The following is a 22602-nucleotide window of genomic DNA, read 5'->3' as shown; positions in this document are numbered from 1 at the left end:
TTGTGCCTATGTGCTTCTCAAGCGTAGCTGTCCGAGGATCGGTCGGCTAGACCCCGTACCGCGCGGCCGCGCCGAGCTCTTCCTCGATCCGGATCAGCCGGTTGTACTTCTCGACGCGCTCGGATCGCGAGAGGGAGCCCGTCTTGATCTGGCCCGCGCCGGTCGCCACGACGAGATCGGCGATGAAGTCGTCCGAGGTCTCGCCCGAACGGTGCGAGACCACCGCGCCCCAGCCCGAGTGCAGCGACAGCTTGATCGCGTCGAGCGTCTCGCTGAGCGTGCCGATCTGGTTGAGCTTGATGAGCGACGCGTTCGCGGCCTTGAGCTCGAGCCCCTTCTTGATCCTTTTGACCTGGGTGACGAAGAGGTCGTCGCCCACGAGCTCGATCTTGCCGCCGAGCGCCTTGTTGAGCGCGACCCAGCCGTCCCAGTCGTCCTCCGCGAGCCCGTCCTCGATCAGGCGGATCGGGTACGCCTCGCACCACTTCTCATAGCGCGCGATCACGGCGCCGGAGTCGAGCGGCTTGCCGTCCTTCCGGTCGAGGAAGTACCCCTTGCCCTCCTCGTAGAAGGCGGACGCGGCGCAGTCGAGCGCGATCCCGATCTTCTCGCCGGGCTTGTACCCCGCGCCCTCGATCGCCTGGATGATGAGCTCGATCACCGCCTCGTTGCTCGGCAGGTTCGGCGCGTAGCCGCCCTCGTCGCCCTTGTTGGTCGAGAGCCCCCGCTTCTTGAGCAGCGCGCCGAGCTCGTGGAACACCTCGGCGCCCATCCGCACGGCCTCGGCGAACGTGGGCGCGCCGAACGGCATCACCATGAACTCCTGGATCTGGACGTCGGTGTCGGCGTGGGTCCCGCCGTTCAGGATGTTCATCATCGGCACCGGGAGCACGTGCGCGTCGGCGCCCCCCAGGTACCTGTAGAGCTCGAGCCCGAGCTCCGTCGCCTGGGCGCGCGCCGCGGCCATCGACACGCCGAGGATCGCGTTCGCGCCGAGCTTGCCCTTGTTCTCGGTGCCGTCGAGCTCGATCATCGCGAGGTCGAGCTCGCGCTGGTTCATCGCGTCGATCCCGAGCACGCGCGGCGCGATCTTCTCGTTCACGTTCGCGACGGCCTTCTGGACGCCCTTCCCGCGGAATCGCTTCTTGTCGCCGTCCCGGAGCTCGAGCGCCTCGTGGATCCCGGTCGAGGCGCCGGACGGCACCTTGGCGCTCGCCAGGAAGCCGGACTCCAGCTCGACGTCGACCTGACGGTCGGGTTGCCCCGCGAGTCCAGGATCTCTCTACCTTTTACGGCTACGATGCACGACATTGACGTCCCTCCTCACCCGTCGCTGCACTATTGCGCTCAGGGTCGACAGCGGTGGAGTATAGCATCGGATCTCGGCAAAGAGGAGGACAGGATGATGACAGGCCGGTGGTGGGTTGTTCTCGTGGCGGCGGTCGTCGGTCTCGCACCGGCGGCGTGCGGCGGCGGCTCGAACGGATCGGGCGACGCGGACACGGACGCGGACACGGACACGGACACGGATGCGGACACGGACGCGGATTCGGACACGGACACGGATTCGGATTCCGACACGGACACGGACACGGACGACACGCCGAACATCACGGCGGAGAGCTTCACGCGGCACGTCGTGGACGACGCGCTCGACGGCGCCGCGTGGGCGTCGGTGGGCGACGTCACGGGCGACGGCAAGGCGGATCTCGTGATCTCCTCGTTCGGCTCGCTGATCAGCTCGATGACCGGCGGCTCGCTGTCCGTCTACGAGGTCGGGGCCGACCTCGACACGTGGACCAAGATCGAGATCGCCTCCTCGGACGGCCAGCTCAAGTTCCCCAACCAGACGGAGCTCGCGGATCTGGACGGCGACGACGATCTCGACATCGTGGCGCCGGCCGGGTTCCTCGCGTGCGAGATGGGCGGCCTCTCGGACTGCGGCGCGCTCGCCTGGTTCGAGAACGGCGGCGACGGCACGGAGTGGACGCGGCACGACATCGTCGCCTACGGCGCGCAGGCGTACTACTTCCACGGCGTGCAGCTCGTCGACCTCGACGGCGACGGGATCGACGATCTCGTGACCGTCGGCGAGACGATGTTCTCGTCGACCGCGGTGGCGATGTGGTTCAAGGGCACGGCGGACGACGCCCGGTTCGAGCCCACCTCCCGCGAGATGGGGACGGGGCTCGGCATCCACCCGGATGCGCGCGACATCGACGGTGACGGCGATGTCGACTTCGCGTCGGCCGAGTTCTACCTCGAGGACGCCTCCTTCGCCTGGATGGAGCAGGCCGAGGCGCCGTCCGTCGCCGAGCCGAACGGCGTCTGGGATCGCCACGTCATCGACAACACGGTCGGGCCGTCGATCCAGTTCCGGTTCGTGGACGACCTCTTCGGCGACGGCGAGACCCGGGCGATCGGCGCGAACCACACCAACGTCGCCGACGGCGATCCGGAATCGGGCGTTTTCGCGTTCGACATTCCCGACGATCCGACCACGTCGCCGTGGCCCAAGACGATGATCTCCACCGGCGTCGTCTCGGTGCCGGGGACGATGATGGCGCCGATGGCCGCGCCCGGCGTGTTCGGCGTCGGCGACATCGACGGGGACGGTGATCTCGACGTCGCGCTGTCGGGCGACGGCGACAAGAGGGTCTTCGTCCTCGAGCAGGTCTCGTCCGGGAGCTTCGTCACGACCGTCATCGAGGATCCGTGCGGCCAGGCCGGCGGCATGAAGATCCGGGATCTGAACGGCGACGGGAACATGGAGATCGTCGTCACCGCGTACGAGCAGAACGCCGTCTACGTCTACGAGTGGATCCCCTGAACACCCGCCAGCGCCTCCTCGACGCGGCGCAGGAGCTCCTCGACGTCGAACGGCTTGGCGAGGAGACGGCCCGAGCCCGGACCGCCCGCGGCGAACAGCCGATCGTCCTCGGCGTAGCCCGACATGAGCAGCACCGCGAGCCCGGGCCGCAAGCCGCGTAGCTTTTCCGCGAGCTCGCGGCCGTTCATCCGCGGCATCACGATGTCCGTGAGCAATAGATCGATCCGGCCCTCGTGCGCGGCCGCCGCGGCGAGCGCGAGATCGGGATCCGCCGCCGCGAGCACCGCGTAGCCCTGCTCCGTGAGCGCGTCGACGACCATCTCGCGCAGCGCGTCCTGATCCTCGACCACGAGCACCGTCCACCCCCGGCCGGACGCCGCCCCCTCGACGGGCGCGATCGCGGGGCGAGACACCGCGTCGTCCGTGGCGGGCAGGAGGATGCGGAACGTCGTCCCCGCGCCGGGGTCCGACGCGACGTCGATGCGGCCGCCGCAGTGATCGACGATCCGCTTCGCGGTCGACAGCCCGAGGCCGGTGCCGAGCCCGGGCTGCTTGGTGGTGAAGAACGGATCGAAGGCCCGCGCGAGCGTGGCGGGGTCCATTCCGACGCCCGTATCCTCGACCTCGAGCCGAACCCAGTCGCCGGCCTCTCCGGTCGGCTCTGCCGCGCGCGCGGTGGAGAACGTGAGCCTGCCGCCCTCGGGCATCGCGTCCCGCCCGTTGACCGCGAGGTTCATGATCACCTGCCGAAGCTGGCCCGGATCGGCGCGCACGGTCAGCGGGCCGCGCGCGTCCTGCGCCTCGAGGCGGAGGGCGACGTCCACGCGCTCGCCGAGCAGCGTCCTGAGCGTGCCGACCGTCTCTCGCACGAGCGCGTTCAGATCCACGGGCCGAACGCTCAGCACCTGGGCCCGGCTGAAGGCGAGCAGCTGCTGCGTGAGCTGGGCGGCCTCCTCCGCGGTGCGGCGGATCTCGGCGACGTGGCGCCTGGCGGCGTCGCCCTCCGGGAGCCTGCGCTCCAAGAGCGACGCGCGGCCGATCACGACGCCCATCAGGTTGTTGAAGTCGTGCGCGATGCCCCCGGCCAGCCGCCCGATCGTCTCGAGGCGCGCCGTCTGCAGGAGCTCGCGCTCCGCCTGCTCGCGGGCCGCCATCTCGAGGCGCAAGAGCTCGTTCGTGCGCTCGAGCTCGGCCGTCCGCTCGAGGACGCGCACCTCGAGCTCGTCGCGCGCGCGGCGCAGCTCGTCCTCGACGCGCTTTCGGGAGAAGAGATCCGGGATCTGGTAGTCCCGCGGCCGCCCGAGCCGGGGATCGTCCTGCCCGCAGCGCTTGAGGTAGCCCTCGATGCGATCCGGGTGCCCCATGACGAAGCGGCACGCGTCGTCGCCGCGGGCGCGGCAGAGCACCTCGCACGCCACGAGCCGCACGCCGTAGCTCTGCTCGCACCACCCGCTCGAGTAGCCCGCGTTCATCGTGCAGACCGGGAACTCCGAGACCGCGCCCGCCGCGAGCCAGGCGTCCGCCTCGAACGAGTACGGGTGGTCGTAGAAGAGGAAGAACTCGTCGTCCGGCCGCGGCCGCGAGCCTGGCAGGATGTCGACGAGCGCCCAGCCCGTGTGCGCGAAGTGTACCGGTCCGGCCGCGAGCCGCTCATGGAGATCGACGAGGTGCATGCGCTCGTGGAAGGTGCGGGCGTCCGAACGGCCGATGGCATGCGCGAGATCGAACAGGAGGTTGCGCGCGAACAGGTCCGCCTCGGCGACGCGCTCGGGCCCGTAGATGTCCCGCACGAGCCCGAAGAACTCGACGGACAGGGAGGCCGCGCGGACGAGGACGTAGCGATCGTCGAGCACCTCTATCGTGCCGTGCGCCGGGTCATGGCGCCGCGTCCCGAAGTAGGAGGAGACCGCCGCCTCGGCCTTCTCGAACGCCGCGGCAAGGTGTGCCGGCACCTTCGTCGTCTGGATCGTTGAGGTCACGCCCCGATCATGCACCGCAGCCCGATTTCCGCAAGCCGCGGGGTCACCCGATCAGCTTGCGCGCGAGCTCGTCCATGCCGGGCTTCAGGCGCGCCGGGATCGCCTTCAGCGCCTGCACCGCGCGCTTCGCGTCGGCGCGGCGGCCGAGCTGCAGGAGCGCCGTTGCGGCGAGGATCGTCGCCTCGGGCTCGCCCGGCTTGAGCTCCAGCGCGGACTCCGCGACCTCGAGCGCGGCCTGGGCGTCGCAGCGCATCTTGAGCACGACCTCCGCCTTGCGAAGCTGCAGCTCGAAGAAGTAGTCGAGCTGGTCCGCGGAGTAGACGCTCCTGCGGTACTCGCGCCGGCGCTCGGGGTCCTTCAGCCGCTCGTACGCCCGGTCGACGCGCGCCCGAAGCGCCCGGAGCGCCGCGAGGTGCTCGGCGGCGGCGCTCGGGAACCGCGCGTCGTCGAACTCGGCGCGCCGGGACTCGTGGCGGGCGGCGATCTCGCCCGCGGTCGACGAGGGGTGCGCCGCGAGCACGTCGAAGTCGTTCTCCCGCTCGAGCCGCTCCGCGTACGGGATCAGCTCCTCGACCGGGATCGCGGACACGCCGAGCGGGTTGGTGTCGTGCAGCGAGAACGCCCCGCTCTCGACGAGGCCGACGATGAGCTTGCGCGTCGGCGAGCGGTAGAGCGTCGAGATGGAGAGCGCCTCGCGGACCTGCAGCGGCTTGCCGGCGAGGTGGCGGACGAAGCGCGCCTCTTTCTCGCCGAGGCCCATGGTGGCGAGCTGCCGGCCGGCAGACGGGTTGACGACGAGGTAGCGCGACGCGTTCCTCTCGATGAACTCCTCCTCGGCCGCGGTGAGCGGACCCTCGCGCCAGTCGGCCTTGACCTGGGCGGCTGGCGCCCCGGCGCCGATCCGGACCTTCGCGACGCGAGGTGGCACCGGGGCGCCCGGGGCGATCCCGTACGTCCCGTCCGGCCACGCCGACACCTCCTCGAGGAGCGCGCCGCCGTGCCAGGCGAGGAGAGCGGCGAGCGCCGTCTTGTCGGCGACCCCGGCCTGCCGCAGCGCAGACACCGGGTGCTCGGCCCCGCGCTCCATGGCCGCGCGGTACGCCGCGTGCGCCGCCTCGCCGATCTTGCCGGCGGCGCGCAGCATGTCGCCGAGATCGTGCCGCGGGCACTCGGAGCGGACCCCGACAGGGCGGCCCGAGGCGAAGTAGAAGGTGACGCGATCACCGCCGCGCTCGAAGCGGATCGCGCCGTCGAGCCCCGAGCTCGAGACCTCTGAGAGGAGCGCGGGCGCCGGGCGCTCGGCGAGCGCGCCGGACTCGGAGACCTCGAGCACGGCGGCTTCGGGGACGGGCTCGCTCGCGACCGCCGGCTCCGCGGCGGGGGCGGCCTCAGCGATCGTGACGAGCCCGGCGCGGCTCAGCATCTCGAGCCGAGCGCTCACCGCGGCCAAATCCGCTCCCATCGCCGCCGCGATCGCGACGACGTCCCGCTCGCCGTCGACGAGCTCGAGGAGGCGGAGCGTGCCCGCGTCGAGACGGTACCGCGTCGGATCCGCACCGGCCGGTTTGGCCGGGACGAGACGCCCCTTCCGCCCGTGATCATCCGCCATCATGTGCCGGAGTATAGCTCAATCCCAGGGGAAGGCGTGCGCCTCGAGGCCGAGCTCCGCGCGCATCGCGTCCATCTCGGCCTGCAGGCTCGGCTCGATGGGAACGCCTCGGGCCGCGCGCTCGACGGATCGCTCGTGCTCCTTCTCCCACGCCGTGTAGATCCGCTCCGCCCCCGGCGCCTTTTCGGAGCCCCGCAGCGCGCGCGTGATGCTCCCGGCGATGCCGCGAAACAGCTCGAGCGGCACGAAGTGCGCGATGTCGATCGCGAGGAAGAAGTGGCCGAGCCGGTACGGGATCGGGCGGCCGTCCTCGGTCCCGTTGAGCTGCTTCAGGCAGCGGCCGTCCTGGAGCGCCGCGCTCAGGATCTCGACGAACGTCGCGAACCCGTACCCCTTGTAGCCCGCCGTCGTCTCGCCGAGCCCGCCGAGCGGCACGAGCGCGGCCGTGCCCGCGACGAGATCCTTCAGCGTCCTGATCGAGTCCGTCGGGCTCCTGCCGTCGTGGTCGACCACCCAGCCCGAGGGCATCTCCCGCCCGGCGCGGGCGAGCAGCTCGATCTTGCCGCGCTGCGTGACCGAGGTCGCGCAGTCGAGGAGGAACGGGAACGGATCGTCCGTCGGGCAGCCGATCGTCAGCGGGTTGGTGCCGAGCATGTTCTCCACGCCGAAGGTCGGCGCGATCGACGGCCGGGCGTTGGTGCCTGTCATGCCGATCATGCCGTTCTCGATCGCCATGAGCGCGTAGTACCCGGCGATGCCGTAGTGGCTCGAGTTCCGCACCGCGGTCATGCCGAGGCCGTACGCCCGCGCCTTGTCGATCGCCATCTGCATGGCGCGCTTCGCGATCGCGTGCCCCATGCCGTTGTGGCCGTCGATCACCGCGGTCGTCTCTGTCTCCTTCACGATCTCGAGCTCGGTGACCGGGGACAGGATGCCGAGCTTGATGCGATCGTAGTAGATGGGCTTGCATCGTGAGATTCCGTGCGAGTCGATGCCGTACCGGTCGGCGGTGATGAGCACCTCGGCGCAAACCGCCGCGTCCGCCTCCGGCACGCCCAGCCCTACGAACACGTCGTGCATGAACCGCTCGAGCGGCTCGAGCCTCAAGAAGTGGGTCTTTCCCTGCACCGCTGCCATTTTCCCTCCGGGGGCTCCATTTTTTTTCACACGAGCGTCGTTTTTTTGATAGGTTGTGTTCGAACGTACAACGTTTTGTTGCCTTCACCAACCCATGAAAGGGGGCAGAAGATGCCGAGGATTCTTTGGATTGTTATGGGGATCGCGCTCGCGGGGATGATCGTGTCTTGCGGTGACGACGATGACAGCGGCGGGCCGGACGGGAGCACGGACACCGACACGGACACGGACACCGATACGGACACCGATTCGGACACGGACACGGACACCGACACGGATACCGACGCCGATTGCCAGGCCGAAGTGTCCGGCGTCCCGGCGTGGGGCGGCCCGTGCCACACGAACACGGATTGCCCGGACAACACGGAGTGCATCCAGTTCGGCTCGGTGACCGGCGCCGACGGCGGCTACTGCGCCCCCGGGTGCTGCGACTGGGAGCAGCCGGACGCGACCTACTGCACGGATCAGGGCACCGGCACCGAGTCGTGCATCGTCGGCCAGTCCACGGACGGCATCGTCTTCGAGGAGCCGTTCTACTGCGCGATCGCCTGCGATACGGTCGAGGATTGCCCGGAAGGGGCCGAGTGCTTCGAGGTCGTGACCGGCGTGAGCCTCTGCTACGGTTACGCCGAGGTGATCGACGGCGGCACGGACACGGACACCGACACGGACACCGACACGGACGCCGATGCCGGGACGGACGCCGGGTTGGACGCCGGCAACTAGCTTCCCGTCGCCAGCTCCCCCCTGCAATCTTTCCAGGCGCTAGGATATCCCGTACTGCTTGATCTTGTAGAGCAGCGCGCGGTGGCTGATCTCCAGCACCTCCGCGGCCTTCGTGCGGTTCCCTTGGGTCTTGACGAGCGCCCGCCGGATCAGCTCCTCCTCTATGATGCGCACGGTCTTCTTCACCGACAGCTCGCCGGACGCGAGCGTCGCGTGGATGACGTCGCGCGTCTCCTGGATCCGGTCCGGCAGATCCGCGGGGGTGATGCACGAGCCCTCGGTGAGCACCACGGCCCGTTCGACGACGTTCTCGAGCTCGCGGACGTTGCCGGGCCACTCGTAGGCGAGCAGCATCTTCTCGGCCTCGGGGGTCGCGCCCTCGATCGCGGTCCCGAGCCGGGCGTTCACCCGCTCGACGAAGTGGGTGACGAGCAACGGGATGTCCTCGCGCCGCTCGCGGAGCGGCGGGATGCGGATCGGCAGCACGTTGAGCCGGTAGTACAGATCCTCGCGGAAGCGGCCCGTGCGCGCGTCCTCCTCGAGGTCGCGCAGCGTGGCGGCGATGACGCGCACGTCGATCTTCTCGTCCTTGGTGTCGCCGAGGCGCCGGATCGTCCCCTCCTGCAGCGTGCGCAGCAGCTTGACCTGGAGCGACATCGGCAGCTCGCCGATCTCGTCGAGGAGCAGCGTCCCGCCGTCCGCTTCGGAGAACAGCCCGCGCTTGTCCGCGTGGGCGTCGGTGAACGCGCCGCGCCTGAACCCGTAGAGCTCGGACTCGAGCAGCGTCTCCGGGATCGCGCCGCAGTTGACGGCGACGAACGGGCCCCCGGCGCGCGCCGAGGCGTTGTGGATCGCCCGCGCGACGAGCTCCTTGCCGGTCCCGGACTCGCCCATGACGAGCACCGTGGAGCGCACCTCGGCGACCTTGGAGATCATCTTGAACACGCGCGCCATCGCCTCGGACGACGCCACCATGCCGCCCACCTTGCTGCGCACGACCGCCTCCGCCTTGAGCCGCGCGTTCTCCCGGCGCAGCCCCTCGCGCTCCTCCGCCTTGGCGAGCGTGAGGATCACCTCGTCGGTCTTGAACGGCTTGGTGACGTAGTCGTACGCGCCGGCCTTCAGCGCCTCGATGGCGTTGTTCACCGAGCCGTAGGCGGACATCACGATGATGGTCGTCCGGATGCCGCGCGCGATGATCTCCCGCGTCAGATCGATGCCGTCCATCTCCGGCATGCGGACGTCGACGAAGGCCACGTCGATATCGTCGGACGCGAGCAGCTCGAGCGCCTCCCGCGCGCCCCTGGCCGCGGCCGTGTGGTACCCGTGCCGGGCGAGCAGGGCACACAGGGAGACGCGGATGGACTCTTCGTCGTCGACGACCAGGAGGCGCTTCATGCGGGCATCTTGGCACAGGCCGGACCGCGCCACAACGACCCTGCGGCGCCCGCGCCAGGAGACGGGTCTGCGGTCAGAGCAAGGTGAAAGACAGCGTGAACGTCGTGCCGGAGACGTAGCTGACGACGACGTAGAAGAGCTGTGACGAGAACCCCGCGTTCGTGAAGGTGAGCGTCTCCGGCGGCGACTCGTCATGCGCGATGCACGACGTGGCCGAGCAGCCGCTCACGTGCCGCAGGCTGACCCCGCCCGTCGTCGTCTCCTGTACCTGCACGGTCGCGCCGCCGGGCACGAGCACGGTCGCCCAGGCGTCGTTCCCGCCCGAGCCGCACGAGTAGTCGGACGGCGTGAACGAGTTGCCGTAGTCCGACCACGTGCCGGTCCAGGTCACCGGGAAGGTCGTGGCCTCGAAGGCGTTGGCGCACGTGTCGCCGACCGTCGGCGCGGAGACGCAGTACATGTAGGTGCCGGTGAAGCCGCAGATCTCCGGGCACGGCACGGAGTGGAAGGTCGAGCTGCTCGTCCCGTCGCACCAGAGGGTCGTCGTGAGATCCTGCGTGCAGCAGCCGTAGAACTTGGGGTTCGTCGCAATCGGCGAGAACGCCCACGCGTCGTCGCTGCAATCCGTCGGCGCCGGATCCGGGCAGCACACGAAGCTCGGATCCTCTTCGGCCGCGATCTCGCAAGGGGATAGGTCCACGTCGGTGTCGGTATCGGTGTCGGTGTCGGTATCGGTATCGGTGTCCGTATCGGTATCGGTATCGGTGTCCGTATCGGTATCGGTATCGGTGTCCGTATCGGTATCGGCATCGGCATCGGTGTCGGTGTCGGTGTCGGTGTCGGTGTCGGCGTCGGTATCCGTGTCCGCTCCTGTCTCGCAGCAGACCGCTCCGTCGGTGGCGCAGGCGTACTCGTCGTGTACCGTGCCTCCCACGAGGTCGCACATGGAGCTCGTGAAGCAGTCGAACGGGCACTCTTCGGTATCGGTATCGGTATCGGTATCGGCATCGGTATCGGCATCGGTGTCGGAATCGGTGTCCGAGTCCGAATCGGAATCGACATCCGAATCCGTATCCGAATCCGTGTCCGTTCCGGCGTCGAAGCCGGTGAATGCGGCCGGACCCGTGCCGCAGGCGGCCACGCCGAGCGTGCAGAGAACGGCCAAGAGAGTCTGGTGCGTCGTTGTCATGATCGTTCCTCCGTGCGTCAGTCTAGCACGGAATTATTCAGCCCGGTTGGACTTCGGCGGTGTCGGCCGGTCGAGGAGCCAGTGCTTGCGGCAGAGCGACGTGTACGTCTCGTTCCCGCCGATGAGCAGCTGAGGCCCTTCGCGAAGAACGTGGCCGTCGCGGATCCGGGCGTTCATGATCGCCTTCTTGCCGCACCAGCAGATCGTCTTGAGCTCCTCGATGTCGTCCGCGAGCGCGAGGAGCGCGGCCGAGCCCTCGAACAGCTCGCCTCGAAAGTCGCCGCGCAGGCCGTAGCACATCACCGGGACGTCGAGGAGATCGGCCACCTCGCACAGCTGCCGGACCTGCTCCGCCGAGAGGAACTGCGCCTCGTCCGTGAGCACGCAGTCGACGCGCCGCCCCTCCCGCAGCTCCTCCTCGACGAGCGCCCGCACGTCGGTGTCCCGCCGCACGACCGCGTCGACCGGCGCCTCGAGGCCGCCGATGCGCGGACGGATCACGTCCTCGCCGTCCCGGTTGTCGAGGTGCGGCTTGAGCAGCAACGTGCGCTGGTGCCGCTCGTGGTAGTTGTGCCGGACCTGCAAGAGCTGCGTGCTCTTGCCCGCGTTCATCGCCGCGTAGCGAAAGTAGACCTTGGCCATGGCCGCACCATAACGCATAATCGGTTGGAGGAGGGGAGCCATGAAGAGATTGATCGTTGTTTGCGCGCTCCTAGGCGCGACGGCGTTCGCGGGGGCCTGCGGCGACGACGGCCTGCGGAGCGGAGATCCGGACGCGGGCGACGACTCCGGCGTGGACGGCGGCGACACGGACTCGGACACGGACTCGGACACGGATACGGACACGGACTCCGATACCGACTCCGACACGGACACGGATTCCGACACGGACTCCGATACCGACTCCGACACGGACACGGACACGGATTCCGACACGGACACCGATACCGACGCCGACACGACGTGCGTGCCGACGGAGCCGGACGAGAACGCGTGCGATCCCGCGCACGAGTGCTGCGGGTTCCCGGATCCGACGGGCGAAGTCGGGATGGGTGTCGGCATGAACTCGTGCTCCGGCCAATGGTTCAACGGGGACACGACCTACAACATCGAGTGCGAGAACCTCGGCTCCTCCGGCGCGACCTGTATCTGCTCGTCGTGGTGGTAGACGCTACGTGTCCTTGTCGGCCAGCACGCCCACGGTCATGTCGCCCGTGACGTTCAGGAACGTCGCGCAGAGGTCCGGGATCGCGTCGACCGCGATCAGGAGGCCGATCCCCTCGAGCGGCAACCCGGCGGACATCATCACGGGTGCGGTCACCACGAACAGGCCGCCGCTCGGGATGCCGGGGTTCGAGAAGCTCATCGCGACCGCGACGAGCGCCATCGCCGCGACCTGGGCCGTGGAGAGATCCGCGCCGATGAGCGCGGCGAGGAAGAGCGGGCCCACGAGATCGGAGATCGGCGTGTTCAGCTTGAAGGTGGAGACGCACAGCGGCAGCACGAAGCCGGTCACGCCGGGGCGCTCCCCGTAGCCCTTCCGGTACCCCTCGATCAGCGCCGGGAGCGAGGCGAGCGAGGAGCGCGTGCCGAGCGCGACCGTCTGCGCCGGGAGCACCGCGCGGGCGAAGCGGCCGACGGATCGGCCGGCCAGACGGACGATGGGGTAGAGCGCCAGCGCCACCGCGAGCTGCAGCCCGCAGATCACGAGCAGGTAACGCCCCACGGAGCCGGCGAGCTCGAGCCCGGGGCCGGCGCCGAGGCCGACCGACAGGCCGAACACGCCGAGCGGGGTGAGCAGGAGCACCCCGCGCATCAGGACGAGCATCGCGTCGCGCACGGCGCAGAAGAAGCCGAAGAGCGGCGCCTGCGCCTCTTTTGTGAGCCGCGTCGCGGCCCAGGCGAACAGCAGCGTGAAGACGATCAGGGGCAGCATCGCCCCGTCGACCGCCGCGCGCAAAGGCGACGTCGGGACGAGCCCGAGGAGGAAGCTCTCGGCCGTGGGCAGCTCCGCCGACGGGATCTCCTCGAGCGCGTGCGCGCCGAGGAGCTCCTTGCCGGCGTCGATCTCGATGCCCGAGAGGAACGGCGGCGCGACGATCACGGCGACGACGGCGGTCCCGACGAGCAGCGCGAGGAAGAGGCCGAGGGTGCGCGCGCCGAGCCGCCCGAGGGCCCGCAGATCGTCCATTCCGGCGACGCTCGTCATGAGCAGCGCGACGACGAGCGGCACGAGCACCATGCGCAGCGCGTTCACCCACAGCTGCCCGACGACGCCGGACCAGTCGACGAATCTGGTCGCCGCGGTCGAGGTGTTCCCGGAGAGCGCGAGCCCGACGCCGAAGCCTATCACGAGCGCGCCGAGCCCAGCCGCGATCGGGGAGCGGATCAGGTGCGAGAGTTTCGTCGTGCGCGTCATCGCATCCGCCAAGGAAGGTTTCGGTCGGTTCGACGCATCGTAGCTCCCGCCGCGCGGGCCCAGCAAGGGTTTGCCGAAGGTCGCTGCCGCTTGACAGAGGGGCGAAGTTGTCTAATAAAGGCCCTCGCCTTGCGGGAGTAACTCAGTGGTAGAGTGCAACCTTGCCAAGGTTGACGTCGCGGGTTCAAGTCCCGTCTCCCGCTCCGAGAGCCCTCGGTGAAAGCCGGGGGCTTTCGCGTATCTAGGCCATCGCGGCCTCGATGCCCTCCTCGTTATCCCGTCCATGTTCCGCTGTTGTTCCGCGCGCCGACAGCATCTTGACGATCCGGCGGTCGGGATCGGCCTCGCTCCGGTACGCCTCGGCGACGGCCTCGGGCCACGGTCTCCTGTGGTCGTTGGCGAAGTGGACGTACCGCATGGTCTCGTCGATCCGCTTGTGCCCCATCCAGTTCTGGAGCGACCACGGGTTGACGCCGAAGAGCGCCGCGTGCGTGCCGAACGTGTGGCGTAGCGCGTGCCACCCTCGCTCGGGCAGCGTGGCCCTCCGGCAGATCCGGTAGATGGCGTGCGTGGTCTGCCCGTCGCGGATCGAGAGCACCGCCAGGATGTTGTTGACGCTCTTGAGGCTGAGCTTCCCCGCGTCCACGCTCGCCATCAGCTTCGCCTTGAACTGCGCGACGTGGCTGCCCCCGGCGATCTCGTCGAGCCGCAGATCGCCGAAGTGCTGCTTGAGGTGGCACTTGAAGACGCTGCGCTTCGACTCCTGCTCGGCGGGCTTGTTGCGCTGCGCGACCACCCACTCGGTCCAGAACCTGTCGTTGAACCACTCCTCGAAAGTCGGCACCTCCTCTCTGACCGCATCGAACGTCCCGTCGGCGATGGCCTGGCGGATCTCGCGCTCCTCGCGCTCGGCTCCTTTGCGGGTCTGAATCTCTGCCCGCCTACGCACCCGCTTGGCCACGCCGTCGAGTCGGCGACGGTTGATGTTGATTTCCCAGTAGCTAAGCATCTTGCCCGTCTTTGGGGACCTCCAGCGACAGCGCGCCACCTCGGGCAGTGGGCGCATTACGATTGTTGCATCCCGACTGCTCTTGGAATCTACTATACCCGTGTGTCAACCACCCACGAGGAGATTTAGGATGAACAGACTTCACCTTGTCCTCGCCCTCACGGCACTACTCATGGCCTCTATCCCGGTGATCTCCTGCGGCGACGACTCCCCGGCAGTCGTCGATGCCGACAGCGACACCGACTCCGACAGCGATGCCGATTCCGACAGCGATGCCGATTCCGACACCGATTCCGACAGCGACACCGACGCCGACACCGATTCCGATACCGATGCCGACACCGACAGCGACACGGATGCGGACAGCGACGCCGATTCCGATACGGGAACGCCGTGCTCCGCAGAGGTCATCCAGGCGGCCTACGTGTTCTCCGGGACGTGCAAGGCGGAAGGCGAGGACTGTCCGGGGGGAACCAAAGCCTCCGAGGACTGCACGGGGGAAGGCGAGGTTTGCTGCTTCTTCACCGATCAGTGCGAGACCATGACGGATGGCGCCGCGTCGTGCAGCGACACGGAGTGCACCAGCTCGCCCAAGCCCCAGATCGGCTGTCCGGACTACGGGTGGTGCTGCCTGAACGACTAGGCACCTGCCGACGGAGGAGCTGGAAGTTGTCGCAGTTCAAGATCACCGGCTGACTGACCTGAGGCGAGGAGCGTCCGGCAGTTAGCCGGCAGATGCTGCAGTTCGCCGACGGTACCCGGGTCGCCATCAAGGGTCTGGGCGAGACGCTGGCCGAGCTGTACGCCGAAGACCGGCCGACGAATCAGGAGACCGCCGAGGAGATCCTCGCCAGGCTGGAGGCGAGAGCGAACTTCATTCCCCCTGGCGCTGCCGTCCGCAGGGAATACCGCTATCACCTGTTGAAGAAATACGAAGAGTACGTCGAGTACCGGCACTGCAAGGACCACCAGGACTGATCTCCCGCGCGTGCGCCGCGTTTCCCGCACCTTGACAACATTCGTTTACCCGGTTATACGAATGCCAACAGGGAGGTGCGCATGCGAGACGTCGCCCAGTTCTTCAAGGTCCTCTCCGACGAGGCCAGGCTGAAGATCCTCTGGCTCCTTTTCAACCACCGGGAGCTCTGCGTGTGCGACATCATGGGGGCGCTCGGGATCACCCAGTCCAAGGCGTCGCGGCACCTGATCACCATGAAGCACGCCGGGTTGGTCAACGACCGCAGGGAGGGGACCTGGTCGTACTACTCGCTCTCCGCGGACGTGGCGGGCTTCGAGCGCACCATGCTGGCCACCCTGCGCAAGAGTCTCGGCGCGCACGACGGCGCCACGGGTGCCCTCCGGAATCTCCAGACGTGGTTGCAGAAGAAGGAGTGCGCGGGAGCGTGCGCTCCCAGGGGCGGAAAGGGAGGCAAACGATGAGCGACGATCAAAACAACGGGGTCATGAAGCGGCTGTCGTTCCTCGACCGCTTCCTCACGCTCTGGATCTTCCTGGCCATGGGGATCGGCGTCGGGCTCGGCTACTTCGTGCCGGACGTCGTCCCGTTCCTCAACAGGTTCAACGTCGGCACGACATCCGTGCCCATCGCCATCGGGCTCATCCTGATGATGTACCCGCCGCTCGCCAAGGTCCGGTACGAGGAGATGGGGCCGGTCTTCCGCAACTTCAAGGTGCTCGGCCTGTCGCTCGTGCAGAACTGGATCGTCGGGCCGATCCTGATGTTCGCGCTCGCGGTGCTGTTCCTCCACGACTACCCCGAGTACATGGTCGGGCTCATCATGATCGGCCTCGCGCGCTGCATCGCGATGGTGATCGTGTGGAACGACCTCGCCAAGGGCGACGCCGAATACTGCGCGGGGCTCGTGGCGTTCAACTCGATCTTCCAGGTGCTCTTCTTCTCGATCTACGCCTACGTCTTCATCACCATCGTGCCGACCTGGTTCGGCCTCAAGGGCGTCGAGGTGGACATCACCATCGGGCAGATCGCCAAGAGCGTCTTCATCTACCTCGGCATCCCGTTCCTGGCGGGGGTGATCACGCGGTTCTCGCTCATCAAGCTCAAGAGCAAGGAGTGGTACCACACGAAGTTCGTCCCCAAGATCAGCCCGATCACGCTCGTCGCGCTCTTGTTCACCATCATCGTGATGTTCTCGCTCAAGGGGGAGACCATCGTGCAGCTGCCGCTCGACGTCGTGCGCATCGCGATCCCGCTGCTCATCTACTTCGCGGTGATGTTCTTCGTCTCGTTCTTCATGTCGTGGAAGGTCGGCGCGACGTACGGCCAGACGACGACGCTGTCGTTCACCGCGGCGTCGAACAACTTCGAGCTCGCCATCGCGGTGGCGGTGGCCACGTTCGGCATCGAGCACGGCGCGGCGTTCGCGGCGGTCATCGGCCCGCTCGTCGAGGTGCCGGTGCTCATCGCGCTCGTCAACGTGGCGCTCTGGTTCAGACGAAAACTCTTCCACATACAAGAGGTGAAGCCGTGAAAGCTCCGAATGATGTCCGTAAGACGGTCTCCCAAACGTACGCCCGCGCCGTCGAGCAGACCAAGACGACCGGCGGTTCGTGCTGCGGTGGCCCGGCCCCGCAAGGGGTCCTCGCCACCCTCGCCGGCTACGGCCGCGAGGAGCTCGCCGCGCTCCCGGCCGACGCGGTGGCGAGCTCGTTCGGCTGCGGCAACCCGGTGGCGCTCGCCGAGATCCGGGAAGGGGACACGGTGCTCGACCTCGGCTCGGGTGCGGGCATCGACCTCCTCATCGCCGCCAAGCTCACCGGGCCGAAGGGCAAGGTGATCGGGGTCGACATGACCTCCGAGATGATCGAGCGCGCACGGGCGAACGCGGCGGCGGCGGGGCTCGCGAACGTCGAGGTGCGCGAGGGGATCATCGAGGACATGCCGGTGGAGTCGGGGTCGGTCGACTTCGTGGTCTCCAACTGCGTCATCAACCTCTCGCCCGAGAAGAAGCGGGTGTTCGCGGAGCTCTACCGGGTGCTCCGGACCGACGGCCGGTTCTCCATCTCGGACATCGTCGCCGAGCCGATGCCGGGCTGGATGAAGGAAGAGAACCTGCTCTACTCGGCGTGCATCTCCGGGGCGATCCCGGAGGCTTCGTATCTGGCCGGGCTCCGGGAGGCGGGGCTCGTCGACGTCGCCGTGCGCGACCGCCTGGTGTACGACGCCGCGCAGCTCACCGGGCTGCTCGATTCCACGACCGGCGGGGGCTGCTGCTGCGGCGAAGGGGCGCTGCCGAAGGAGAAGCTCGCGAAGGTCACCGCGGCGCTCGCCGGCAAGGTGGCGAGCATCCGCGTCACGGGCCGCAAGGCCGAGGAGATAATCCCGTGAAGGGCCTCCTGTTCCTGTGCGTCGCCAACTCGGCGCGTAGCCAGATGGCCGAGGGGATCGCCCGCGCGATGGTCCCGGCCGGGACGAAGGTCTGGTCCGCGGGCTCGCGGCCGACCTCGGTGCGGCCCGAGGCCGTCGCGGTGCTCGCGGAGATCGGCATCGACATCTCCGCCCACCGCTCCAAGCTGGTCGACGAGATCCCGGCGGCCGAGGTCGACATGGTGATCACGTTGTGCGGGGAGGAGGAGTGCCCCGTGTTCCTCGGCAACGTGATGCGCCTGCATTGGGGTCTACCCGATCCCGCCGCTGTCCACGGCTTCGAGCAGGACCGGTTGAACGCATTCCGCAATACACGCGACGAGCTGCGCCGGCGCATCGAGGCGTTGCTGGCCGGCAAAGACGAAGGAGATCACGAATGAAAATCCAAGTGTTCGATCCGCCGATGTGCTGCTCCACGGGAGTCTGCGGGCCGTCGGTCGATCCCGAGCTCGTGCGCTTTGCCGCCGACCTCGATTGGCTGAAGCGCCAGGGCGTCGACGTCGAGCGGTACAACCTCTCCCAGCAGCCCGCCGCCTTCGCCGGAAATCCGGTGGTGAAGGACGCGCTCGCGAAGGAGGGCAACGACTGCCTGCCGTTGACCCTGGTCGACGGCGCGGTCGCCTGCAAGGGCAAGTACCCGACGCGCGAGGCGCTGGCCGGCTACGGCGGGCTCGAATTGCCACAGAGCATCTTCACCGACGCGGTCCGGGAGCTCGTCGCCATCGGCGCGTCCATCGGCTCGAACTGCGAGATGTGCTTCAAGTACCACTACGGCGCGGCGCGCAAGCTCGGCGTGTCGAAGGAGGACATGCGCCTGGCGGTCGAGATGGCCGAGGCGGTGAAAGCCAGCCCGGCGAAGTCGATCTCGGAGCTCGCCGAGAAGTACCTGCGCGAGCAGCCGACCAACATCACCCAGTCCTGCTGCGGTGGAGATGCTCCCGCAACCGCGGGCGGCAAGTGCTGCGGCTGAAGCGAGGCGAAAGATGAATCATTACCCACTCCTATCATCCAGGAACCTCCCCGCGTACGCGGTCGTCATGCTGCTGTGGGTGGGCTTCACCGTGGTGCTCGCGCTCATCTTGCGGGCGGTGACGACCGGCGCAGTGGGGTGGGCCGCGGCGCTCGTCTTCTGCGCGGTGGCGGTGATGCTGGGCATGTCGATTATGTTCGGCGCCAGCGCGGTCAACCTGCGCAAGCTGCGCCCCGGCTTCGAGCGCCTGGCGGAAGGGTTGAGCGAACCGGCGATCCCCCGAGTGTGGTGCCCCGTGCTGACGATGGCGACGCGCGCGGCCGTCGAGCTTCACGAGAAGGTCCGCGAGGGGAAGCTTCCGGCGGGAAACGTCTGAGACGTGATGCAACCAGGCACCAGCACCGATCTCCCCGCAACCGCAAACGACAGACCGAGCCGAAAATGGCTGCTCGTTGTGGTGATTGCACTGGCAGCCGCGGGTGCCTGGTACTCGATGCACGGACGACCTGCGGCGGTGAGCGAGCCCGTCACCGTGGGCGGCGGCCGCCCGCAGCTGTTCGACTTCGGCATGGGCGTCTGCTCGCAGTGCAAGCGCATGAAGCCGGTGATGGAACGCGCGGCCCGCGAGCTGGGCAGCTGCGTGGAGGTCCACGTCCTCGACATCCGCGTCGAGGTGAACGAGCAGCTCGCCGAGCGGTACGGGATGCATGCCATCCCGTTCATCCTCCTCGTCGACGGGGCCGGCAAGGAGCTCTGGCGGCACGAGGGGTTCGTCGACTACCCGGAGCTGTCCCTGGCGGTGTCCCGGTATCTCGGCCTTACGCCGGACCGGCAGTGCGGGGGGGACGATTGATGCGCGGTTGTGAATCAACCGACCTCTCCTCCGGGTCTTCGCGCCGGCAGGGGATCGTTGCGCCGCTCATCCTGGTCGTCTTATGCGCGCTGGGTGCGTTCGTAAGCGGGCTGTCGACACGTGACCATGTGCGGTTCCGGGTCTCCGACGGAACCCAGGCAGGAGTCTGCGCGGAGCTGGTCGAGTCGGGGTGCAAGGCAGCGCATTCGAACGAGTCCGCCGAGATCCTCGGCGTGCCGATATCCCACTTCGGGAGCGCCTTCTACATCCCTGGTGCCGGCCTGGCGATCCTCGCTCTGATCCTCCGCAAGCGGCACACCAGCCCGCAGACGGCAGCCGCAGGCGTCGCACCGGTCGTGGCGCTGATGGGCCTGGGAGCGGTCGCCTACTCGGTCTTTCTGGCGACGCTGCTGATCCGCGCCGGCGAAGTGTGCCCGTTCTGCTTCGTCCTGTACGGTGTGAACGCGGCGATGCTCGTGCTGGGCGCGATCTGGTGGTTGAGGGGTCAGAGGCGGTTCGGTTTCCGCTCTCTGCTCGCGCCCTTCGTCACGACGGTCGCGGTCGGCGGTGGGTTTTTCGCTGTCTCGACTCCGTTCCTCTTGAACGCGCTGGCCGAGATCGCGCCCTGGACCGTGACCGGCGCCGCCAATCCGGGTGGGAAGATGCTGCCGTCGTTCGCGTTGCCCGAGCGAGTTCCGTCGAAGGGGGAACCTGCCGCCGAGGACGATCTGATCGAGTTCTCGGACCTCGAGTGCCCGCACTGCGGGGCCCTGCACCGCACGGTTGCGAACCTCTTCGAAGAGCGCGGGCCGGACGGGTTGCGGGTGCGGTTCGTGAACTTCCCGCTGGACCGGGAGTGCAATCCGCATGTCGGCCGCTCGGTGCATCCGACGGCCTGTCTCTCGGCCCGCGGCGGGATCTGCGCACAGGAGCAAGGCCGCTTCTGGCCGTTCGCCGAGGCGACCCTCGGCCTGAAGGAGCTCCGCACCCGCGCAGTCGTGCTCGATACGGCCCGGAGTATCGGCCTGAACATGGAGCGGTTCGCGGCGTGCTTGGACTCCGAGCCAACAAACGAGATCTTGGCCGAGGACATCGCCCTCGCCCACGCCGCGGGAGTCCACGTCACGCCGACGGTCCTTGTAAACGGCTGGACGTTCGAGGGTGCCATCTCGCGGACGAGGCTGCTGAGCGTCCTGGATGACACGACACCATGCGGTTGTGATAGCCGCCCGACCGCCGGCACATGCGGGGGAGAAGAAGGGATGGAACCATGAACCTCACGAGCATCGAGACGCGCTATCTGTTCTTCACCGGCAAGGGCGGCGTCGGCAAGACGTCTATCTCCTGCGCCACGGCCATCGCGCTCGCGGACAAGGGACGCCGCGTCCTGCTCGTCAGCACCGATCCCGCGTCGAACCTCGATGAGGTGCTCGGCGTGAAGCTCGGCTCCGCGCCGACCGCCGTGCCGGGGGTCGGCGGGCTTTTTGCGCTGAACCTCGACCCCGAGCTCGCGGCGAGCGAGTACCGCGAGAAGATGGTCGGGCCGTATCGCGGCGTCCTCCCGGAGGCGACCGTGCGCAGCATGGAGGAGCAGCTCTCGGGATCGTGCACGATGGAGATCGCCGCGTTCGACGAGTTCTCCCGGCTGCTCGGCGATCCGGCACGGACGGCCGGCTTCGACCACGTCATCTTCGATACGGCGCCCACGGGCCACACCTTGCGGCTGCTTTCCCTGCCGCATGCCTGGTCCTCGTTCATCGAGACGAGCACGACCGGCACATCCTGCCTCGGCCCGCTCGCGGGACTGAAGGATCAGCAGAATCTGTACCTCGCGTCGGTCGAGGCGCTCGCGAATTCGGAGCGGACGACCCTCATCCTCGTCAGCCGGCCCGAGGTATCGGCGCTGCGCGAAGCGGCGCGGTCGAGCGCGGAGCTGCGCGAGCTCGGTGTTTCGAACCAGTGCCTCGTGCTGAACGGTGTTTTCCGCGCGATGCGGCAGGACGATCCCGTGGCCGTCGCGTTCGAGCGGCGCGGTCGCGATGCGCTCGCCGCCATGCCGGCTGGAATCCGCGAGCTTCCGCGCCAAGAGATCCGCTTGAGCCCGCGCGCGCTGCTCGGCGCGGATGCCCTGCGGACGATGTTCGACGACGCCCCTCATCCCGCGGCGCCGCCCCCGTCGAGCTCCCGGCCGCAGGAGCTGCCGTCGCCGCTCGTCCGGCTCGTCGACGAGATGGAGGCAGCCGGAAGGGGTGTCATCATGACCATGGGCAAGGGTGGGGTGGGCAAGACCACGGTGGCCGCCGCCATCGCGCTAGAGCTCGCCCGGCGCGGTCATCCCGTGCGCCTCAGCACGACCGATCCGGCGGCGCACGTCTCCTGGCTCATCGACGATCCGCCGGCCGGCCTCGAAGTTGGGCGCATCGACGCCGAGCGCGAGACGCAGGCGTACCGCGACGAGGTCATGGGCGCCGTCGGCGGGAATCTGGACGCGCAGGGAAAGGCCCTCCTGACCGAGGATCTGCGCTCGCCCTGCACCGAGGAGGTCGCGGTGTTCCGTACGTTCGCGCGCACGGTCGCCGAGGGAAAGGACGGGTTCGTGGTCCTCGACACGGCGCCGACCGGGCACACCATCCTCCTGCTCGACGCGGCCGAGGCGTACCACCGCGAGGTGCTGCGCCAATCGAGCGACATGCCCGAGACGGTGCGGGAGCTCCTGCCCCGCCTGCGCGACCCGGGGTTCACGCGCATCCTGCTCGTCACCCTGCCCGAGGCGACCCCGGTCCACGAGGCGGCGCGGCTGCAGAGCGACCTCGGCCGCGCGGAGATCCACCCGTTCGCCTGGGTGATCAACCAGGCGCTCACGCCGGTCGAGACCACCGACCCGATCCTCGTGAGCCGCCAGTCGAACGAGCAGGGCTACATCGCCGAGGTCGTCGACAAGCTCGCGAAGCGCGCCGCGCTGGTGCCGTGGATGAGCGAGCCGCCGACCGGAGGGGCCAGCCTCCGCGCATTTGTCGAGGGACGGGAAAGCACGAGCGCGAAGTCGGCAGATCGGCTCGGCGGCTGAATCAGAGGAG

The 22602-nt window shown here is 68.4% G+C and carries 22 protein-coding genes, 1 tRNA gene and 2 pseudogenes; 16 read left to right on the top strand and 9 right to left on the bottom strand.

Going from position 1 to position 22602, the window contains the following annotated elements; genetic code table 11:
* Positions 1-46 precede the first annotated feature (46 nt).
* Positions 47-1311, bottom strand: a pseudogene (gene eno, locus M0R80_07220) (phosphopyruvate hydratase).
* A 91-nt stretch (positions 1312-1402) separates the two neighbouring features.
* Between eno and M0R80_07215 the strand changes: the two are divergent.
* Positions 1403-2830: an FG-GAP-like repeat-containing protein gene (locus M0R80_07215; GenBank protein ID MCK9459411.1), complete on the top strand. Its 1428-nt coding sequence runs from the start codon at positions 1403-1405 to the stop codon at positions 2828-2830.
* Here M0R80_07215 and M0R80_07210 read toward each other — a convergent pair.
* The 3 genes from M0R80_07210 to M0R80_07200 are packed head-to-tail and all read right to left on the bottom strand — an operon-like array spanning position 2812 to position 7555.
* The gene (locus tag M0R80_07210) at positions 2812-4809 is read right to left on the bottom strand and encodes an ATP-binding protein (protein MCK9459410.1); all 1998 of its coding nucleotides are present in this window, start codon (positions 4807-4809) and stop codon (positions 2812-2814) included. The two genes, M0R80_07215 and M0R80_07210, sit on opposite strands and share 19 nt — an antisense overlap.
* A 43-nt stretch (positions 4810-4852) precedes the next feature.
* Positions 4853-6421, bottom strand: a complete 1569-nt coding sequence (locus M0R80_07205) for a tetratricopeptide repeat protein (protein ID MCK9459409.1) — start codon at positions 6419-6421, stop codon at positions 4853-4855.
* Between the two features lie 15 nt (positions 6422-6436).
* Positions 6437-7555: an Ldh family oxidoreductase gene (locus M0R80_07200; GenBank protein ID MCK9459408.1), complete on the bottom strand. Its 1119-nt coding sequence runs from the start codon at positions 7553-7555 to the stop codon at positions 6437-6439.
* A 111-nt stretch (positions 7556-7666) separates the two neighbouring features.
* On the opposite strand from M0R80_07200, the gene M0R80_07195 reads away from it, so the two are divergent.
* A complete protein-coding gene (locus tag M0R80_07195) occupies positions 7667-8281 on the top strand; it encodes a hypothetical protein (protein ID MCK9459407.1) in 615 nt (204 codons plus the stop codon).
* Positions 8282-8320: 39 nt separating this feature from the next.
* Here M0R80_07195 and M0R80_07190 read toward each other — a convergent pair whose 3' ends face one another.
* The 3 genes from M0R80_07190 to M0R80_07180 all read right to left on the bottom strand — a co-directional run bounded on the left by M0R80_07190 (position 8321) and on the right by M0R80_07180 (position 11510).
* Positions 8321-9679, bottom strand: coding sequence for a sigma-54 dependent transcriptional regulator (locus M0R80_07190; GenBank protein ID MCK9459406.1), 1359 nt, complete (start codon positions 9677-9679; stop codon positions 8321-8323).
* 73 nt (positions 9680-9752) lie between these two features.
* The gene (locus tag M0R80_07185) at positions 9753-10868 is read right to left on the bottom strand and encodes a hypothetical protein (protein MCK9459405.1); all 1116 of its coding nucleotides are present in this window, start codon (positions 10866-10868) and stop codon (positions 9753-9755) included.
* Positions 10869-10901: 33 nt separating this feature from the next.
* The gene (locus M0R80_07180; GenBank protein ID MCK9459404.1) at positions 10902-11510 is read right to left on the bottom strand and encodes a thymidine kinase; all 609 of its coding nucleotides are present in this window, start codon (positions 11508-11510) and stop codon (positions 10902-10904) included.
* A 40-nt stretch (positions 11511-11550) separates the two neighbouring features.
* On the opposite strand from M0R80_07180, the gene M0R80_07175 reads away from it, so the two are divergent.
* The gene (locus M0R80_07175; GenBank protein MCK9459403.1) at positions 11551-12036 is read left to right on the top strand and encodes a hypothetical protein; all 486 of its coding nucleotides are present in this window, start codon (positions 11551-11553) and stop codon (positions 12034-12036) included.
* Between the two features lie 3 nt (positions 12037-12039).
* Here the strand turns inward: M0R80_07175 and M0R80_07170 are convergent, their stop codons facing one another.
* Positions 12040-13287 (bottom strand): dicarboxylate/amino acid:cation symporter, encoded by a 1248-nt coding sequence (locus M0R80_07170; GenBank protein ID MCK9459402.1) that lies wholly within the window; start codon positions 13285-13287, stop codon positions 12040-12042.
* A 131-nt stretch (positions 13288-13418) separates the two neighbouring features.
* On the opposite strand from M0R80_07170, the gene M0R80_07165 reads away from it, so the two are divergent.
* A tRNA-Gly gene (locus tag M0R80_07165) sits at positions 13419-13490 on the top strand.
* 38 nt (positions 13491-13528) lie between these two features.
* Here M0R80_07165 and M0R80_07160 read toward each other — a convergent pair.
* Positions 13529-14296 carry a tyrosine-type recombinase/integrase gene (locus tag M0R80_07160; protein ID MCK9459401.1) on the bottom strand — a complete coding sequence of 256 codons (768 nt, stop codon included), beginning with the start codon at positions 14294-14296 and terminating at the stop codon, positions 13529-13531.
* A 130-nt stretch (positions 14297-14426) separates the two neighbouring features.
* Between M0R80_07160 and M0R80_07155 the strand changes: the two genes are divergently transcribed.
* From M0R80_07155 to arsA, 12 genes and pseudogenes are all read left to right on the top strand, one after another.
* Positions 14427-14939: a hypothetical protein gene (locus M0R80_07155; protein ID MCK9459400.1), complete on the top strand. Its 513-nt coding sequence runs from the start codon at positions 14427-14429 to the stop codon at positions 14937-14939.
* Between the two features lie 92 nt (positions 14940-15031).
* On the top strand, positions 15032-15274 hold the full coding sequence (locus M0R80_07150; GenBank protein ID MCK9459399.1) for a hypothetical protein: 243 nt from the start codon (positions 15032-15034) through the stop codon (positions 15272-15274).
* Between the two features lie 81 nt (positions 15275-15355).
* The gene (locus tag M0R80_07145) at positions 15356-15736 is read left to right on the top strand and encodes a metalloregulator ArsR/SmtB family transcription factor (protein ID MCK9459398.1); all 381 of its coding nucleotides are present in this window, start codon (positions 15356-15358) and stop codon (positions 15734-15736) included.
* Positions 15737-15759: 23 nt separating this feature from the next.
* Positions 15760-16806 (top strand): ACR3 family arsenite efflux transporter, encoded by a 1047-nt coding sequence (gene arsB, locus M0R80_07140; GenBank protein MCK9459397.1) that lies wholly within the window; start codon positions 15760-15762, stop codon positions 16804-16806.
* Positions 16803-17663, top strand: a complete 861-nt coding sequence (gene arsM, locus M0R80_07135) for an arsenite methyltransferase (protein MCK9459396.1) — start codon at positions 16803-16805, stop codon at positions 17661-17663. The genes arsB and arsM overlap by 4 nt, the downstream gene beginning before the upstream one ends.
* Positions 17660-18082 carry an arsenate reductase ArsC gene (locus M0R80_07130; protein MCK9459395.1) on the top strand — a complete coding sequence of 141 codons (423 nt, stop codon included), beginning with the start codon at positions 17660-17662 and terminating at the stop codon, positions 18080-18082. The genes arsM and M0R80_07130 overlap by 4 nt, the downstream gene beginning before the upstream one ends.
* Positions 18079-18390: pseudogene (gene arsD, locus M0R80_07125) on the top strand (arsenite efflux transporter metallochaperone ArsD). Before M0R80_07130 ends, arsD begins: the two are co-directional and overlap by 4 nt.
* Positions 18379-18672: a carboxymuconolactone decarboxylase family protein gene (locus M0R80_07120; GenBank protein MCK9459394.1), complete on the top strand. Its 294-nt coding sequence runs from the start codon at positions 18379-18381 to the stop codon at positions 18670-18672. Before arsD ends, M0R80_07120 begins: the two are co-directional and overlap by 12 nt.
* Positions 18673-18685: 13 nt before the next feature.
* Entirely contained in the window at positions 18686-19048 is a 363-nt protein-coding gene (locus M0R80_07115; GenBank protein MCK9459393.1) for a hypothetical protein, read from the top strand.
* Between the two features lie 117 nt (positions 19049-19165).
* Positions 19166-19525, top strand: coding sequence for a thioredoxin family protein (locus M0R80_07110; GenBank protein ID MCK9459392.1), 360 nt, complete (start codon positions 19166-19168; stop codon positions 19523-19525).
* On the top strand, positions 19525-20799 hold the full coding sequence (locus tag M0R80_07105) for a thioredoxin domain-containing protein (protein ID MCK9459391.1): 1275 nt from the start codon (positions 19525-19527) through the stop codon (positions 20797-20799). Before M0R80_07110 ends, M0R80_07105 begins: the two co-directional genes overlap by 1 nt.
* Positions 20796-22592: an arsenical pump-driving ATPase gene (arsA, locus tag M0R80_07100; GenBank protein MCK9459390.1), complete on the top strand. Its 1797-nt coding sequence runs from the start codon at positions 20796-20798 to the stop codon at positions 22590-22592. The genes M0R80_07105 and arsA overlap by 4 nt, the downstream gene beginning before the upstream one ends.
* Positions 22593-22602: the final 10 nt, after the last annotated feature.

The sequence above is a fragment of the Pseudomonadota bacterium genome, from assembly GCA_023229365.1.
Taxonomy (GTDB): domain Bacteria; phylum Myxococcota_A; class Polyangia; order JAAYKL01; family JAAYKL01; genus JALNZK01.
This window is presented reverse-complemented; position numbering and strand designations above follow the sequence as displayed.